Here is a 15414-nt window from a genome sequence, read left to right as displayed (position 1 = left end):
GGGGCCGCGCGATGACCCGCCGCTCCGAGACCCTGCTGGCGCTCGCCGGCGCCGTGCTGATCCTCGTCCTCGCCTATGCGGTGCCGTGGCTGCGCTTCGTGCTCACCATCGCCCTCGCCAAGGGGCTGGCGGTGCTCGGCATCCTGCTGCTGCTGCGGGCCGGCCAGGTCAGCTTCGGCCATGCGCTCTACCTCGCGCTCGCCGCCTACACGGTGGCGTTCGGCGCGGTCCTCGTGCCGGAGGCGCTGCTGCTGCTTCCCGCCGCCGCCTTGCTCGCCGGCATCGTCGGCCTGCTGATCGGGCTCTTCGTGGTGCGCTACCGCGAGATCTTTTTCGGCATGCTGAATCTGGCGCTGAGCATGGTGTTCTACTCGGTGCTGGAGAAGTTCTACGCGCTGACCCACGGCGCCGACGGCATCCGGCTTCCGCCGGTGACCTTCCTCGGCCGGCCGCTGGCAGGCGAATCGGGCGAGTGGACGGTGCTGGGCCTCGCCCTGGTTTTGGCGCTCGCCTGCGGCGCGCTCGTGCGGGTGGCGCTCGCCTCCCCGCTCGGCGAGGCGCTGGCCGGCATCAAGACCCGCGAGACCCGGCTCGACTTCATGGGCGTGTCCCCGAAGCGCGTGCTGCTCGCGGCCTACGTCGCCTCGGCCGTGATGGCGGGCTTTGCCGGTGCGATCATCGCGCTCACCACCCGGCACGTCACCCCGGCCTTGAGCTACTGGACCACCTCCGGCGAGCTCGTCTTCATCGCGATCCTCGGCGGGGCCGGCAGCGTGATCGGTCCGTTCCTCGGGGCGGCGGCCTACGAGCTGACCCGGGTCTATGCCGCGGCCACCTTCGCCAATGCCTGGCAGCTGGTGCTGGGCCTCGTGCTGCTGGGCGTCATCGTGTTCGCGCCGGGCGGGATCTGGGGGATGATCTCGAGCCGCAGGAGGGCCGCATGACCGCGCTTCTCTCGGCAAAGGGTCTGCGCCTCGCCTTCGGCGGCCTCAAGGCGGCGGACGGGATCGACCTCGACGTCGAGGCCGGCGAGTTCCTGGCGATCATCGGTCCGAACGGCGCCGGCAAGACCACCTTCATCAACATGACGACCGGCTACCTCAAGCCGCAAGGCGGCTCGATCGCCTTCGAGGGCAAGCCGATCCTCGGCCTGTCGCCGCGGCGCATCGTCGGGCTCGGGGTCGCGCGCAGCTTCCAGCTGCCGCAGCTCTTCACCGAGCACACCGTGCTCCAGAACGTGGCTTTGGCAGTCGCTTCCCGCGAGGGCGTGTGGTCGGTGCTGAACCCGCTGCTTCGCCCGCGCTTCCGCGACGAGGCGGCGGAGCTGATCGCGCGCTTCGGGCTCACCCGCATCACCGACGTGCGGGCCGACGCCCTCAACGAAGGAGCGCGCAAGCTCGTCGACATCGCCATGGCGGTGGCGCTGCGCCCTCGCCTCCTCCTGATGGACGAGCCGACGAGCGGCGTCGCGGCGGCGGAGAAGATGACCATCGTCGAGACCCTGGTGCGGGTCCTGCGCGAGGCGGGCGTGACGGCGGTGTTCGTGGAGCACGACATGGAGGTGGTCGGGCGCTTCGCCGACCGGGTGGCGGTCTGGGGGCAGGGCAAGATCGCGGCGCTCGGGTCCCCGGCCCGGATCCTCGCCGATCCGGAGGTGCAGCGCACGGTGATCGGCATCGCTCCCGGTGGAGGCGCCCATGCTGCGGCTTGAGGGGGCGGCGGTCGAGATCGCGGGCGCGCCCGTGCTCCGCGGCGTCTCGCTCCAGGTGCCGCCGGGCGGGCGCGTGGCGCTCATCGGCCGCAACGGCGCCGGCAAGACCACGACGCTCCGCGCCCTGATGGGGCTCCTCCCCCTCCAGGCCGGCCGGCTCGTCCTCGACGGGCAGGAGGCCGGTTCAGTCCCGGCGCATCACCGTGCGCGGCTCGGCATCGGTTACGCGCCCGAGGAGCGCAAGCTGTTCGGCAGCTTCACGGTGCAGGACAACCTGCTGCTGCCGGCCCAGGTGCTCGGGCTACCCAAGACGGAAGTCTCGCGACGGCTGGAGGCCGTCTACACGCTCCTGCCGGAACTCAAGGACTTCGCCCCCCGCAAGGCGGCGGGCCTGTCGGGCGGCCAGGGCAAGATGGTGGCTTTGGGCCGCGCGCTGATGGTCGGCACGAGGGCGGTGCTCCTCGACGAGCCGTTCCAGGGCCTCGCCCCGGCGCTGGCGCTGCGCTACGCCGAGGCCCTGGCCCGCCTGCGCGCCGCGCTTCCCGACGTCGCGATCCTCATCACCGAGAGCAGCCCGGACCTGCTGCGGGCGCTCGTCGACACCACCATCCAGATCGAGCGCGGCGAGATCTCGGCCGCCTGATATTCAAGGAGTGATCCCATGAGGCTGAACGGCAAGATCGCGATCGTCACCGGGGCCGGCGGCGGCTTCGGCGAGGGCATCGCCAAGCGCTACGCCGCGGAGGGCGCCAAGATCGCGGTGCTCGATTTGCGCGGCGACGCCGCCGAGCGGGTGGCGAGTGAGATCGGCGCCTCGGCGATCGCCATCGCGGCGGATGTCGGCAGCGCGCTGGATGTGGAGGCCGCGGTGCGGCGCACCACCGAGGCCTTCGGCACGCCTCACATCCTCGTCAACAATGCCGGGACCACCCACCGCAACCAGCCGCTGATGGAGGTCGACGAGGAGGCCTTCGACCGGGTCTTCCGGGTCAACGTGAAGTCGATCTTCCACTTCGTCCGGGCGCTGGCCCCGGCGATGCGCGACAATGGCGGCGGCGTGATCCTGAATGTCGGCTCCACCGCCGGCATCCGGCCCCGTCCCGGCCTGACCTGGTACAACGCCTCGAAGGGGGCGGTGAACCTGATGTCGAAGTCGCTCGCCGTCGAGCTGGCACCGTGGAAGATCCGCGTCAACGCGCTCTGCCCGGTGATGGGCGAGACCGGCCTGCTGGAGGCCTTCATGGGCGTGCCGGATACGCCGGAGAACAGGGCGAAGTTCGTGGCGACGATTCCGCTGGGGCGGATGTCGCGGGCCTCCGACATCGCCAACGTGGCGTTGTTCCTGGCCTCGGACGAGGCGGAGTTCATCACGGGGGTGGAGATGCCGATCGACGGGGGGCGGACGGTGTGAGCGCGGGGCGGGCCTGATCGAGAGACCGGGCGAGGTCGGAAACGTTCACTGCCCGTGCCGAGACTGCTTGGCTGCCTGTGAAGGCTCAGGATTTCTCCTCTCCCCGCGGGCGGGGAGAGGGCCGCGTCTCCATTCAGGAGACGCGGCAAGCGGAGGCGAAGCCGGAGCGAGGGTGAGGGGGAGTTTCAGGATGTGGCTCCTCCGGAAACACCCCCTCACCCTTGCCCTGCGGGCTCCCCGAGCCCCTTCGGAGCTCGGGCCTCTCCCCGCCCGCGGGGAGAGGGGAAACCCGCGCCTCTGCCACCAAGCGCGGTCGCTGAGGCGCTTTCCTCAGCGCGCCAGCGCATCCGTCGCTTCCCGCATCCGCGCGCTCATCTCGAGCCCGCCATGCCCCTCCCCCTCGACGATATGGAGCCGGCTCTCCGGCCAGAGCCGATGCAGCCGCCATGCCGTGACGGCCGGCCCGCTGATGTCGCGACGCCCATGGATCAGAATGCCGGGGATGTCTCGCAGGCGGTCCATCCGCGCCAGGATCGCGTCCGGGCCGCGCAGGAAGCCGTCATTCGCCCAGTAATGCGTCACCAGCGTCGCGAATACCGCGTCCCGATCCGGGTCGTCGGGCAGTCCGGGCGACGGTCTGTCGAGGGAGATGTGGGCCGCCTCCCAGGCGATCCAGTCGCGGGCGGCGCGCCGCCGGTCCGCCGCGTCGTCGCCCGCGAGGCGCCGCGCATAGGCCTCGACGATGCGCTCGTCCCCGCGCTGGCCGGACGCCTCCGCGAAGGCCTGCCACGCTTCGGGGAAGATGCGTCCGACGCCCTCGGTGATCCAGGCCACCTCCTCCCGGCTGGTGGTGGTGACGGCGGCCAGCACGAGCGTCGTCACCCGCTTAGGGTGCTGCTGCGCGTAGGCCAGCGCCAGGGTGGTGCCCCACGAAACGCCCGAGACCAGCCAGCGCTCGATTCCGAGATGCGCCCTCACCGCCTCGATGTCGGCGATGAGCGCGCTCGTGGTGTTGGCGGCGAGGCCGGCGAGGTCCGCGGTCGCGAGCGGCCGGCTGCGCCCGCAGCCGCGCTGGTCGATTCCAACGACGCAATAGCGCGTGCCGTCGAAGTGCCGGCGGTAGCCGCCGCGCCCGAGGCCGCTGCCGGGCCCGCCGTGCAGGAACAGCACCGGGATGCCGTCCGGATGGCCCGACATCTCCCAGTAGATCCGGGCGCTCCCTGCGACGGGGAGCAGGCCGTGATCGAGGCGATCGGCCGCGGCGTCCATCATGGCCGTCACCCCGGCTGGCACGTCTCACAAAAAAACGTTGACCGCCCCGACTGCACCAGCCGCCGCACCACCCCCCGGCAGCCCTTCGCCGTGCAGGCCAGCCCCTCCCGGTCGTAGACCCGGAAGGCGTGCTGGAAGGCGCCCTGGCTGCCGTCGGTATGGACGTAGTCGCGCAAGGTCGAGCCGCCCGCCGCCACCGCCTCGGTCAGCACGTCGCGGATCACGGTCGCGAGGCGCTTGGCCTTCGCGGTCGGGCGCCCGGCAGCGTCGGCGAGCGACCCGGCGGGCGCCTCCGGATGGAGACGCGCCCGGTGCAGGGCCTCGCAGACGTAGATGTTGCCGAGGCCCGCGATCAGCCGCTGGTCGAGGAGCGCGGCCTTGAGCGGCGTGCGCTTGCCCATGAACAACTGCGCGATCGTCTCGCCGGAGAGTGCGTTGCCGAGCGGTTCGATGCCCATGCCGGCGAAGTGGCGGCAGGTGGCGAGATCGGCGGACGGCACCAGATCCATGAAGCCGAACCGGCGGGCATCGTTGTAGACGACCCGGGCGCCGTTCGAGAGGCGGAAATCGACGTGGTCGTGCTTCGACTGCCCTTGCGCGCCCTCGAGATAGAAGTCGCCGGGCGAGACGGAGCGCCCGTCGGGGAGGTGGACGTCGAACCGCCCGCTCATGCCGAGATGCATGATCAGCGCCTCGCCGGAGGAGAGTTCGGCGACGAGGTACTTGGCGCGCCGCGACAGGGCCGTGACCGCCTGCCCCTTCACCCGGGCGACGAAATGCAGCGGGAAGGGGAAGCGCAGGTTCGGCCGGTTCAGCACCACCTCGGTGAAGCGGGCGCCGACCATCGCAGGCTCCAAACCGCGGCGCACGGTCTCGACTTCGGGCAGTTCGGGCATCTCTCGTCCGTGGAGAAAGGGGGTGGGCGCGACGAAGCGCACCTGGCGAACATGCAGGCCCAGATGGTGCTTTCCCCGCGGCTTCGCTATGCAGGCCGCCACGACAGGGGACCTCAAGGCATGGCCGGCGACGAGACCAGCACCGATTTCGGCTTCGAGCGCGTCAGGCTCGCGGAGAAGCAGGACCGCGTCAACGAGGTCTTCCGCTCGGTGGCCAAGCGCTACGACCTGATGAACGACCTGATGTCCGGCGGCCTGCACCGGGCCTGGAAGAGCGCCTTCGTGTCGACGCTCCGGCCCTCGCGCACCCGGCCGTTCCGGCTGCTCGATGTCGCCGGCGGCACCGGCGACATCGCGTTCCGCACCCTCGAGGCCGGCGGGCCCGACACCAAGGTGACGGTGCTCGACATCAACGAGGCGATGCTCGGCGTCGGCCGCGAGCGGGCCGGCCACCGCTACGGCTCGCGCATCGATTTCGTCGCCGGCAACGCCGAGTCGCTGCCGCTGCCGGGAAACACCTTCGACGCCTACACCATCGCCTTCGGCATAAGGAACGTGCCGCGGATCGAGCTGGCGCTGGCGGAAGCCCATCGGGTGCTCAAGGTCGGCGGGCGCTTCCTGTGCCTCGAATTCTCGCATGTCGACGTGCCGGGGCTCGACAAGATCTACGAGGCCTACTCGTTCAAGGTGATCCCGCGGCTGGGCGCGATGGTGGCCGGCGACAAGGAATCCTACCAGTACCTCGTCGAGTCGATCCGCCGCTTCCCGACTCCCGGGAGCTTCTCGCGGATGATCGAGGAGGCGGGCTTCGGCCACGTCACCCACCGGCCGCTCTCGGGGGGCATCTGCGCCATTCATTCCGGCTGGAAGCTCGCGTGAGGCATCAATCGTGCTGAGCGTCGTCGCCCATCTCGCGCGGGGCATCCATGTCGGCTGGGTGATGGCCCGCGAGGGCGGCCTCTCCTTCGTCGACGAAGCCGCCCTGCCGCCGCATCTGCGTCTCGTCCTGCGCCTCGGCCGCAAGCTCGAACGCCCGGGCCTCGGCGCCGGCCGCCTGCCCGCGGCGCTGACCCGCCTCGGGCCGTCCTACGTCAAGTTCGGCCAGTTCCTGGCGACGCGCCCCGACATCGTCGGCATGGCCGCGGCCCGCGACCTGGAGCGGTTGCAGGACCGGGTGCCGCCCTTCCCGCAGGAGATCGCGGTCGGCATCCTCGAATCGACCCTCGGCAAGCCGCTCGGCGAGTTGTTCACCGCGTTCAGCGAGCCGATCGCCGCCGCCTCGATCGCGCAGGTCCACAAGGCGCACCTGCGCGAGGCCGACGGCACCGAGCGGGTGGTCGCGGTCAAGATCATGCGGCCCGGCGTGCGCGAGCGGTTCTCCCGCGACATCCAGGCGATGCGCTTCATGGCCCGGGTGGTCGAGGCCCTGCGCCCCGAGGCCGAGCGCCTGCGTCCGCGCGAGGTGGTGGAGACGCTCGCCCGCTCCGTCGCCATGGAGATGGATCTCAGGCTCGAAGCCGCCGCCCTCTCGGAACTGGCCGAGAACATCAAGGACGATCCGGAATTCCGGGTGCCCCAGCCGGTCTGGGAGCTGACCGGGCGCGACGTGCTGGCGAGCGAGTGGATCGACGGCATCCGCCTCAACGACCGCGCGGCCATCGTCGAGGCCGGCCACGACGTGGCGGCGCTCGGGCGGACGGTGATCCAGTCCTTCCTGCGCCACGCGATCCGGGACGGCTTCTTCCACGCCGACATGCATCCCGGCAACCTGTTCGTCGATCCGGCCGGGCGGCTCGTCGCGGTCGATTTCGGCATCATGGGCCGGCTCGGGCTGAAGGAGCGCCGCTTCCTGGCGGAAATCCTTCTCGGCTTCATCCTGCGCGACTACCGCCGGGTGGCGGAGGTGCATTTCGAGGCCGGCTACGTCCCCTCGCACCATTCCGTCGACGATTTCGCACAGGCCATCCGGGCGATCGGCGAGCCGATCCACCAGCGCCGGGCCGACGAGATCTCGATGGCCAAGGTGCTCACCCTGCTCTTCGACGTCACGGCCCTCTTCGACATGAGCACCCGCACCGAACTGGTGATGCTCCAGAAGACCATGGTGGTGGTCGAGGGCGTCGCCCGCTCGCTCGATCCGCGCCTCGACATGTGGACCACCGCCGAGCCGGTGGTACGCGCCTGGCTCGGCCGCAACCTCGGCCCGATCGGCCGGGCCGACCAGGCCCGCCGCGCGGTGCTGACGCTCGCCGACGTGGTCGCCGACGTGCCCGACCTGGCGCAACGGGTGAAGCGCGTGCTGGTGCGCCTCGACGAGGAGGGCCTGCGCGAGGTGACCCGCGTGGAGCGCCGCATCCGCATCGAGACCAAGCGGATGGTGTGGTCGACTTTGGCGTTGTGGGCGATCGCCGGATCGTTGCTGGCGATCGCGTTGCGGTGAGGCGCGTTCCGAGGCCTGCTGGAACACGACCCATCCCACCCACGACCTCATCCTGAGGTGCCGCGTAGCGGCCTCGAAGGAGGGTTCCAGGGATCGCTGAGGTTTCTGGAGGGCTCCTTCGAGGTCAGTCGATCTTCGATCGCCGACACCTCAGGATGAGGTCGAGGGTGGGACGAACGAGAGCCGGGCCTTGCGCCCTGCTCTCGCACCCCCTCTGATAGGCTCACGGCCCACGATCCGCTCACCCAGAAGCGGACGCGCCCGGGAGAACGCCCATGCTCACCCCCCTCCGCGCCACGTTGCTCGCCGCGGCCGCCCTCTGTGCGCTCACCGCCCCCACCCGCGCCGCCGACCCGCGCCTCTCCGACGGCAAGGTCAAGCTCGCGGTCCTCAACGACATGTCGAGCGTCTACGCCGATTCCACCGGCCGCGGCTCGGTGATCGCCGCCGAGATGGCGGTGAAGGACTTTGGCGGCACCCTCGACGGCAAGCCGATCGAGGTCGTGTTCGCCGATCACCAGAACAAGCCGGATGTCGGCTCCAACATCGCTCGGGCTTGGTACGACCGGGACGGCGTCGACGTGATCCTCGACGTGCCGACCTCTTCGGTGGCGCTCGCCGTGCAGCAGGTCGCCAAGGAGAAGGGCAAGCTCCTCATCGTCTCGGGCGGCGGTACCTCGGATCTCACCGGCCCGCAATGCTCGCCCACCGGCATCCAGTGGACCTACGACACCTACGCGCTGTCGCACGTCTCGGGCAACGCCGCGGTGAAGAAGGGGCTCGACACCTGGGCCTTCGTCACCGCCGATTACGCCTTCGGCCACGCGCTGGAGCGCGACGCCATCGCCGAGGTGAAGCGCTCGGGCGGCAAGGTTCTGTCCACGGTGCGGGCGCCCTTCGCCACCGCGGATTTCTCGTCCTTCCTGCTCCAGGCGCAGGGCTCGGGCGCCAAGGTCATCGCCTTCGCCAATGCCGGCGGCGACACCGTCAACGCGATCAAGCAGGCGCACGAATTCGGCCTCGTCCAGGGCGGCCAGACCCTGCTGGCCCTCCTCATCAACATCGACGACGTGCACAGCCTCGGCATCGAGGTGGCGCAGAACCTGCTGCTCACCACCGCCTTCTACTGGGACCGCACGCCGGAGACCCGCGCCTTCGCCACCCGCTTCAAGGAGAAGGCCGGGCTGATGCCGACGATGCACCAGGCCGGCGTCTATTCCTCGGTGCTGCACTACCTGAAGGCCGTGCAGGCGGCCGGCACCGACGACGCCAGGACCGTGATCGCCAAGATGCGCGAGATCCCGGTCAACGACATGTTCGCGACGAACGGCAGGATCCGCGAGGACGGCCGCATGGTCCACGACATGTACCTGATGCAGGTGAAGACCCCGAAGGAATCGACCGGGGAATGGGACCTCTACAAGCTCGTCGCCACCGTGCCGGGCGACGAGGCGTTCCGGCCGCTCAACGAGGGCGGCTGCCCGCTGGTGAAGGCGGCGACGAGGTAGGGCGGCTCCTTCAGCGCAGCATGTTGCGCAGGCGGCAATAGCCGCCCATGTCCTGGTAGCCCGCCGGGCAACGCCGCACACAGGCGCCGGCCGCGAATTTCAGCGGCGGCCGGCAGACCTGGCCCCGCCCGAGCTGTCGACGCTGGTACTGGTAATCCTGCGCCGGTCCGGCCAGGGCGGGCGTGAGCGGCAGGACACAGGCGGCGAGGAACAGGGCGGCACTGGTCAGGCGGGCGAGCATCGTGGGAAACTCCGGCGCGAGGCGCGGGGGTAACTGCCTTAGGGGCAGGAAGTTCGCGCCTCGTCCTCGAACGGCTCGATCGCCCCTACCCCTCCACCACCAGTTCCACCCGGTCCGCCGCGAATAGGCTGCGCGTCGCCTGGATCGGCAGGCCCGCCGCGTCGACGTTGACGCTGGTGAGCACGATCAAGACCCGGCCGGGCGCGAGGTCGAGGCGGGCGGCCTCGTCGGCAGCGGCCGGTCGGGCGTGGATGCGGGTCGACAGGCGGGTGTAGTCGGCGATGCCGAACTCCGCATAGGCGCGGGTGAGCGAGCCTAAAGCCGCATAGGCCTGCGCGAAGCCCTCGAAGCGCGGCAGCGGCAGGCAGGTGCGGGCGGTCGAGAGCGGGGTGCCGTCCGCGCGGTGGATCGTCAGCAATTCGAGCATCGGCTCCCCGGGCGCGATCCTCAACGCCTCGGCGGTGCCGGGATCGGCCGGGACGGTCTCGCCGGCGATCAGGTCGCCCCAGGCCTCGCGGCCGGCTCGTGTGACGATCTCCGAGAAGCGCGTGCGCCGGCCGATCGGGTAGGCGAGGCGCGGCGTCTCCACGAAGGTGCCGCGCCCCTGCGTCGCCCGCACCAGGCCGCGCTCGGCCAGCGCCGCCAGCGCCCGGCGCACGGTGTGGCGGTTGACCCCGTACCGCGCCGCCAGCGCCGCTTCCGTCGGCAACTGCGCGCCCGCCGCGAGGCGCCCAGCCTCGATATCGGCCGCCACGCCGTCCGCGATCTGGCGCCAGGCCGCCAAGCCCTCGCCGCGCGCCAGAACCGTCACCGTGTCGTCGCCGCCCGCGCCCATACCGTCATCCAAACTTCATTTGCCCTCGGTTCGTCGGTTGTCTATACCATTAGACAACCGAGATGCCAGCGGACCTCGCGATGCCCGATCCTAACCCGGCTTCCCGCCGGCCCGAAACGCCTGAGCCTGAGAAGGCCGCTCTGGCGGCCCGCCGCGCCGTGATGGCGCTCTGCGGCGAGGCCCGTCCCGAGGAGTTGCGCCACGCCCTGGCGCAGCTCGGCGCCACCGATGAGCCCGAAGATCTGCGCCAGCCCGAGACCGGCCTGGTGATGACCCGCGGCCGCATAGGCGGCGACGGGCGGCCGTTCAACCTCGGCGAGGCGACGGTGACCCGGGCGACGGTGCGCTTGTCCAATGGCGAGACCGGCTTCGCCTACCATCTCGGCCGCGACCGGGCGAAGGCGCGGCTCGCCGCGACCCTCGACGCCCTGTGGCAGGTCCCCGCGCGACGCGCGGCGGTCGAGGCGGCTTTGCGCCCGGTTGCCGCTCGCCGGGACGAGGAGCGCGCGGCGGAAGCGCGCCGGATCGCAGCGACGCGGGTGACCTTCTTCACCATGGCCCGGGGAGAAGACTGATGGCGAGAGGATTGATGCTCGCCCGCGGCTTTGCCGATCCCGTCCACGACGCCCAGGGCGTCTTCCGCGCTGTCATGGATGCGCTGGCGCGTCCCGGCACGATCCAGCCGCTCGCCACGGATCTCACGCCCCCCGCGCCGCTGACGCCGGACCTCGCCGCCATCGCCCTGGCGCTTGGCGATGCCGATGCGCCGCTCTGGCTCGATGCCGGCCTGGCGCGGAACCCAGCAGTGGCGGAGTTCCTGCGCTTCCATACCGGTGCGCCGATCACCCGGGACCCGGCCGAGGCCGCTTTCGCGCTGATCGCGGATGCCGCCGCCTGCCCGGATTTCGCGAGCTTCGCGCAGGGCACGCCGGCCTATCCCGACCGCTCCGCCACCCTGGTTCTCGCGGTCACCGACCTGTCGAACGACGGCTGGCGCCTCGACGGGCCGGGTATCCGGGGGAGCGCCCGCCTGTCGGCCTCGCCGCTCCCGGCGGACATCCTTCCCCGGCTCGCCCGCAACCATGCGGGCTTCCCGCAAGGGGTCGACCTGATCCTGGCGGCCCCCGGCCTCGTCGCCGCGCTGCCGCGCTCCACCCGCGTCCAGGAGGGCTAGCCATGTACGTGGCCGTGAAGGGCGGCGAGGCCGCCATCGCCAACGCGCACCGGCTGCTGGCCGAGACCCGCCGGGGCGACACCGCGGTGCCCGAACTGTCGGTGGCGCAGGTCCGCGAGCAGATGGCGCTCCTCGTCGACCGGGTGATGACCGAAGGCTCGTTGCACGATCCCGATCTCGCCGCGCTCGCCCTCAAGCAGGCCCGCGGCGACCTGATCGAGGCGGTGTTTCTCGTGCGGGCCTACCGCACCACCCTGCCCCGCTTCGGCGCCTCCGAGCCGGTCGAGACCGGCGCCATGACGCTTCGCCGGCGTATCTCCGCCACCTACAAGGACCTTCCGGGCGGCCAGGTGCTCGGGCCCACCTTCGACTACACCCACCGGCTGATCGACTTCGCGCTCGCCGCCGAGGGCGAGGCACCGGTGGCGGCACAGGCCGAGCCGCTGCCGGATGCCGCCCATGCCCCGCGGGTCACCGACCTCCTGGGGAATGACGGCCTGATCGAGCCCTCCGCTCCCGACGACGGCGTGCCCCCGGGCGACCTCACCCGCGAACCCCTCGACTTCCCGGCCGACCGCGCCCTCCGCCTCCAGGCCCTGGCGCGGGGCGACGAGGGTTTCGTCTTGGCGCTCGGCTACTCGACGCAGCGCGGCTACGGCCGCACCCACCCCTTCGTCGGCGAGATCCGGGTCGGGACGGTGGCGGTCGAGTTCGTGCCGGAGGAGCTGGGATTCGCGGTGCCGCTGGGCGAGATCGACCTCACCGAGTGCCAGATGGTCAACCAGTTCCACGGCAGCGCCGAGGTGCCGCCGCAATTCACCCGCGGCTACGGCCTCGCCTTCGGGCAGAGCGAGCGCAAGGCGATGGCGATGGCCCTCGTCGACCGCGCGCTCCGCGCCGAGGAGCTGGGCGAGCCGGTCGGCGCCCCGGCGCAGGACCAGGAATTCGTGCTGGCGCATTGCGACGCGCTCCAGGCGACCGGCTTCGTCGAGCACCTGAAGCTGCCCCACTACGTCGATTTCCAGGCCGAGCTGGAGTTGGTGCGGCGCCTGCGCGCCGAGCACGCGGCGCGGCGCGCGAGCCCTGACACCGAGATGAAGGAGGCGGCGGAATGAACGCCGTGACCGGCTACAACTTCGCCTATCTCGACGAGGGCACCAAGCGGATGATCCGCCGAGCGATCCTCAAGGCGATCGCGATCCCCGGCTACCAGGTGCCCTTCGCCTCCCGCGAGATGCCGATGCCCTATGGCTGGGGCACCGGCGGCGTGCAGGTCACCGCCGCGATCCTCGGGCGCAGCGACGTGCTCAAGGTCATCGACCAGGGCTCGGACGACACGACGAACGCGGTCTCGATCCGCGCCTTCTTCGCCCGCACGGCGGACGTCGCGGTCACCACCCGCACCCGGGACGCCACCGTGATCCAGACCCGCCACCGCATCCCGGAGGCGCCGCTCTCCGAGGGTCAGGTCCTGGTCTACCAGGTGCCGATCCCCGAGCCCCTGCGCTTCCTCGAGCCGCGGGAGACCGAGACGCGCCAGCTCCACGCGCTCGCCGAATACGGGCTGATGCACGTCAAGCTCTACGAGGACATCGCCCGCCACGGCCACATCGCCACCACCTACGCCTATCCGGTCGAGGTCGCGGGCCGCTACGTCATGGATCCCTCGCCGACGCCGAAATTCGACAACCCGAAGATGGACGATTGCCCGGCGCTCCAGCTCTTCGGCGCCGGCCGCGAGAAGCGGATCTACGCCGTGCCGCCCCACACCCGGGTGCGGAGCCTCGACTTCGAGGACCATCCCTTCCGGGTCCAGACCTTCGACCGTCCCTGCGCGCTCTGCGGCGCCGAGGGGGTCTACCTGGATGAAGTGCTGCTCGACGATGCCGGCGGGCGGATGTTCGTCTGCTCGGATACCGACCATTGCGAGGAGCGCCGGGCGGACGGCCATGTCGGCACCGGCGGCGTGGAGGCGGCCCATGTCTGACCTGACCGTTCGCCGGGCGCAAAAGCCCGACCTGCCGGCCGTCCTCGGCCTCTACGCCGAACTGAACGCCGGCCGGGTCGCGACCCTGGATCAAGCCGAGACGCAGCTCGGCCGCCTCGCCTCCTACCCCGATTACGGGCTCTACGTCGCCGAGGTCGAAGGCCGGATCGTAGGCACCTTCTGCCTCGTCATCCTCGACAACATCGCCCATTGGGGCATGCCCTCCGCCCTCGTCGAGAGCGTTGTGGTCTCATCGAGCGAGCGTGGCACCGGCCTCGGCCGGCGGATGATGACGGCGGCCGGCCGCCTCGCGGGCGAGAAGGGCTGCTACAAGCTCGCCCTGTCGTCGAACGTCGACGCCAAGCCCGCCCACCGCTTCTACGAGAGCCTCGGCTTCGAGCGCTACGGCTACAGCTTCCGCCTGGATCCCCCTTTCATCCGCGACGAGGAGACGACGGCATGAGCGACGCCCTGCTCCAGGCCCGCGGCCTGACCAAGCGTTATGGCGCCCGCACGGCTTGCGCCGACGTGTCCTTCGATCTCGACCCCGGCGAGGTGCTGGCGATCGTCGGCGAATCCGGCTCCGGCAAGTCGACGCTGCTGTCGCTGATCGCCACCGAACTCGCGCCCGATTCCGGCAGCGTCGCCTATCGGATGCGCGACGGGGTGATGCGCGATCTCGGCCACCTGACCGAGGCCGAGCGCCGTGCCCTGATGCGCACCGACTGGGGCTTCGTGCGCCAGGATGCGGCCAAGGGCCTGCGTATGGCGGTCTCGGCCGGCGGCAATGTCGGCGAGCGGCTGATGGGGGCCGGCGCCCGCCACTACGGCAATATCCGCGGCACGGCGCTCGACTGGCTCGGCAAGGTCGAGATCGCCGCCGACCGGATCGACGACCCGCCGACGCGGTTCTCCGGCGGCATGCGCCAGCGTCTCCAGATCGCCCGCAACCTCGTCACCGGCCCGCGCCTCGTGCTGATGGACGAGCCGACCTCGGGGCTCGACGTGTCGGTCCAGGCCCGCCTCCTCGACCTGATCCGCGGCCTCGTCGCGGAACTGGGCCTCGCCGTGATCATCGTCACCCACGACCTCGCGGTGGCCCGCCTCCTGTCCCACCGGGTGATGGTGATGCGGGCCGGCCGGGTGATCGAGACCGGCCTGACCGACCAGGTGCTCGACGATCCCCGTGAGCCCTATACCCAGCTCCTCGTCTCCTCGGTGCTCGCCGCATGAAACCGGCTCTCGAATTCCGCGATGTGGCCAAGACCTTCACCCTGCATCTGCGCGGCGGCGTGCAGTTGCCGGTGATGGGCGGCGCCGATCTCGCCGTGTATCCGGGCGAGTGCGTGGTGCTCGGCGGGCCCTCGGGCGCCGGCAAGTCCTCGCTTCTCAAGATGGCCTACGGCAATTACCGCTGCGACCACGGACAGATCCTGGTCCGCGAGGCCGGGACGGTGATCGACGTGGCCTCGGCCTCGCCCCGCGAGGTCCTGGCCTTGCGCCGCCGCACGATCTCCTACGTGTCGCAGTTCCTGCGGGTGATCCCGCGGGTAGGCGCCCGCGAGGTGGTGGCCTCCGCCGGCCGCGAGGGCGGCCTGTCCGCCGATCTCGCGCTCGCCCGGGCCGAGGACCTGCTGTCGCGCCTCAACCTGCCCGAGCGCCTGTGGGACCTGCCGCCCGCCACCTTCTCGGGCGGCGAGCAGCAGCGGGTCAACATCGCCCGCGGGCTGATCGCCGAGCGGCCGATCCTGCTCCTCGACGAGCCGACCGCCTCCCTCGACGCGCAGAACCGCGCCGTGGTGGTGGAGCTGATCCGCGCCCGACAGGCGGCCGGCGCGGCGCTGCTCGGCATCTTCCACGACACCGACGTCCGCGAGGCGGCGGCGACCCGGGTGGTCGACGTCACCGCCTTCGCCCAGAAACGTGCTGCCTGAGGGCT

At 71.2% G+C, this 15414-nt stretch carries 18 protein-coding genes; 14 read left to right on the top strand and 4 right to left on the bottom strand.

Going from position 1 to position 15414, the window contains the following annotated elements:
• Nucleotides 1-11: 11 nt before the first annotated feature.
• From HBB12_RS20430 to HBB12_RS20415, 4 genes are read left to right on the top strand one after another with little or no spacing between them, the layout of a single operon-like run.
• On the top strand, nt 12-944 hold the full coding sequence (locus tag HBB12_RS20430) for a branched-chain amino acid ABC transporter permease (RefSeq protein WP_236991028.1): 933 nt from the start codon (nt 12-14) through the stop codon (nt 942-944).
• Nucleotides 941-1711, top strand: a complete 771-nt coding sequence (locus HBB12_RS20425; protein WP_236991027.1) for an ABC transporter ATP-binding protein — start codon at nt 941-943, stop codon at nt 1709-1711. Before HBB12_RS20430 ends, HBB12_RS20425 begins: the two co-directional genes overlap by 4 nt.
• Entirely contained in the window at nt 1698-2354 is a 657-nt protein-coding gene (locus HBB12_RS20420; RefSeq protein WP_236991026.1) for an ABC transporter ATP-binding protein, read from the top strand. Before HBB12_RS20425 ends, HBB12_RS20420 begins: the two co-directional genes overlap by 14 nt.
• 18 nt (nt 2355-2372) lie before the next feature.
• Nucleotides 2373-3122, top strand: coding sequence for an SDR family oxidoreductase (locus tag HBB12_RS20415; RefSeq protein WP_236991025.1), 750 nt, complete (start codon nt 2373-2375; stop codon nt 3120-3122).
• A 330-nt stretch (nt 3123-3452) separates the two neighbouring features.
• Here HBB12_RS20415 and pip read toward each other — a convergent pair whose 3' ends face one another.
• Nucleotides 3453-4394, bottom strand: a complete 942-nt coding sequence (gene pip / locus HBB12_RS20410) for a prolyl aminopeptidase (protein WP_236991024.1) — start codon at nt 4392-4394, stop codon at nt 3453-3455.
• A gap of 5 nt (nt 4395-4399) precedes the next feature.
• Complete coding sequence (gene mutM, locus HBB12_RS20405) at nt 4400-5290, bottom strand: bifunctional DNA-formamidopyrimidine glycosylase/DNA-(apurinic or apyrimidinic site) lyase (protein ID WP_236991023.1); 891 nt, start codon at nt 5288-5290, stop codon at nt 4400-4402.
• A gap of 120 nt (nt 5291-5410) precedes the next feature.
• On the opposite strand from mutM, the gene ubiE reads away from it, so the two are divergent.
• The 3 genes from ubiE to HBB12_RS20390 all read left to right on the top strand — a co-directional run bounded on the left by ubiE (nt 5411) and on the right by HBB12_RS20390 (nt 9238).
• Nucleotides 5411-6169, top strand: coding sequence for a bifunctional demethylmenaquinone methyltransferase/2-methoxy-6-polyprenyl-1,4-benzoquinol methylase UbiE (gene ubiE, locus HBB12_RS20400; RefSeq protein WP_236991022.1), 759 nt, complete (start codon nt 5411-5413; stop codon nt 6167-6169).
• A 10-nt stretch (nt 6170-6179) separates the two neighbouring features.
• Entirely contained in the window at nt 6180-7730 is a 1551-nt protein-coding gene (gene ubiB, locus HBB12_RS20395; protein ID WP_236991021.1) for a 2-polyprenylphenol 6-hydroxylase, read from the top strand.
• Nucleotides 7731-8005: 275 nt separating this feature from the next.
• On the top strand, nt 8006-9238 hold the full coding sequence (locus tag HBB12_RS20390) for an ABC transporter substrate-binding protein (RefSeq protein ID WP_236991020.1): 1233 nt from the start codon (nt 8006-8008) through the stop codon (nt 9236-9238).
• Between the two features lie 10 nt (nt 9239-9248).
• Here HBB12_RS20390 and HBB12_RS20385 read toward each other — a convergent pair whose 3' ends face one another.
• Nucleotides 9249-9479 (bottom strand): hypothetical protein, encoded by a 231-nt coding sequence (locus HBB12_RS20385; RefSeq protein WP_236991019.1) that lies wholly within the window; start codon nt 9477-9479, stop codon nt 9249-9251.
• 85 nt (nt 9480-9564) lie between these two features.
• Nucleotides 9565-10314: a phosphonate metabolism transcriptional regulator PhnF gene (gene phnF, locus HBB12_RS20380; RefSeq protein ID WP_236991018.1), complete on the bottom strand. Its 750-nt coding sequence runs from the start codon at nt 10312-10314 to the stop codon at nt 9565-9567.
• An 80-nt stretch (nt 10315-10394) separates the two neighbouring features.
• Between phnF and phnG the strand changes: the two genes are divergently transcribed.
• Genes phnG through phnL form a run of 7 tightly spaced genes read left to right on the top strand, consistent with a single transcriptional unit; the run spans nt 10395 to nt 15409 of the window.
• Nucleotides 10395-10889 (top strand): phosphonate C-P lyase system protein PhnG, encoded by a 495-nt coding sequence (gene phnG, locus HBB12_RS20375; RefSeq protein WP_272913287.1) that lies wholly within the window; start codon nt 10395-10397, stop codon nt 10887-10889.
• Nucleotides 10889-11488, top strand: coding sequence for a phosphonate C-P lyase system protein PhnH (gene phnH, locus HBB12_RS20370; RefSeq protein ID WP_236991017.1), 600 nt, complete (start codon nt 10889-10891; stop codon nt 11486-11488). Before phnG ends, phnH begins: the two co-directional genes overlap by 1 nt.
• A 2-nt stretch (nt 11489-11490) precedes the next feature.
• Nucleotides 11491-12603, top strand: coding sequence for a carbon-phosphorus lyase complex subunit (locus HBB12_RS20365; RefSeq protein ID WP_236991016.1), 1113 nt, complete (start codon nt 11491-11493; stop codon nt 12601-12603).
• Complete coding sequence (locus HBB12_RS20360; RefSeq protein ID WP_236991015.1) at nt 12600-13475, top strand: alpha-D-ribose 1-methylphosphonate 5-phosphate C-P-lyase PhnJ; 876 nt, start codon at nt 12600-12602, stop codon at nt 13473-13475. The genes HBB12_RS20365 and HBB12_RS20360 overlap by 4 nt, the downstream gene beginning before the upstream one ends.
• Nucleotides 13468-13938 (top strand): GNAT family N-acetyltransferase, encoded by a 471-nt coding sequence (locus HBB12_RS20355; protein ID WP_236991014.1) that lies wholly within the window; start codon nt 13468-13470, stop codon nt 13936-13938. The genes HBB12_RS20360 and HBB12_RS20355 overlap by 8 nt, the downstream gene beginning before the upstream one ends.
• A complete protein-coding gene (gene phnK / locus HBB12_RS20350; RefSeq protein WP_236991013.1) occupies nt 13935-14708 on the top strand; it encodes a phosphonate C-P lyase system protein PhnK in 774 nt (257 codons plus the stop codon). The genes HBB12_RS20355 and phnK overlap by 4 nt, the downstream gene beginning before the upstream one ends.
• Entirely contained in the window at nt 14705-15409 is a 705-nt protein-coding gene (phnL, locus tag HBB12_RS20345) for a phosphonate C-P lyase system protein PhnL (protein ID WP_236991012.1), read from the top strand. The genes phnK and phnL overlap by 4 nt, the downstream gene beginning before the upstream one ends.
• The last annotated feature ends 5 nt before the right edge of the window (nt 15410-15414 follow it).

The sequence above is a fragment of the Methylobacterium sp. SyP6R genome, from assembly GCF_019216885.1.
In the GTDB taxonomy this organism is placed as follows: Bacteria; Pseudomonadota; Alphaproteobacteria; order Rhizobiales; family Beijerinckiaceae; genus Methylobacterium.
Note: the sequence above shows the minus strand (reverse complement) of the source record. Positions and strands in the feature narration are given on the sequence as shown.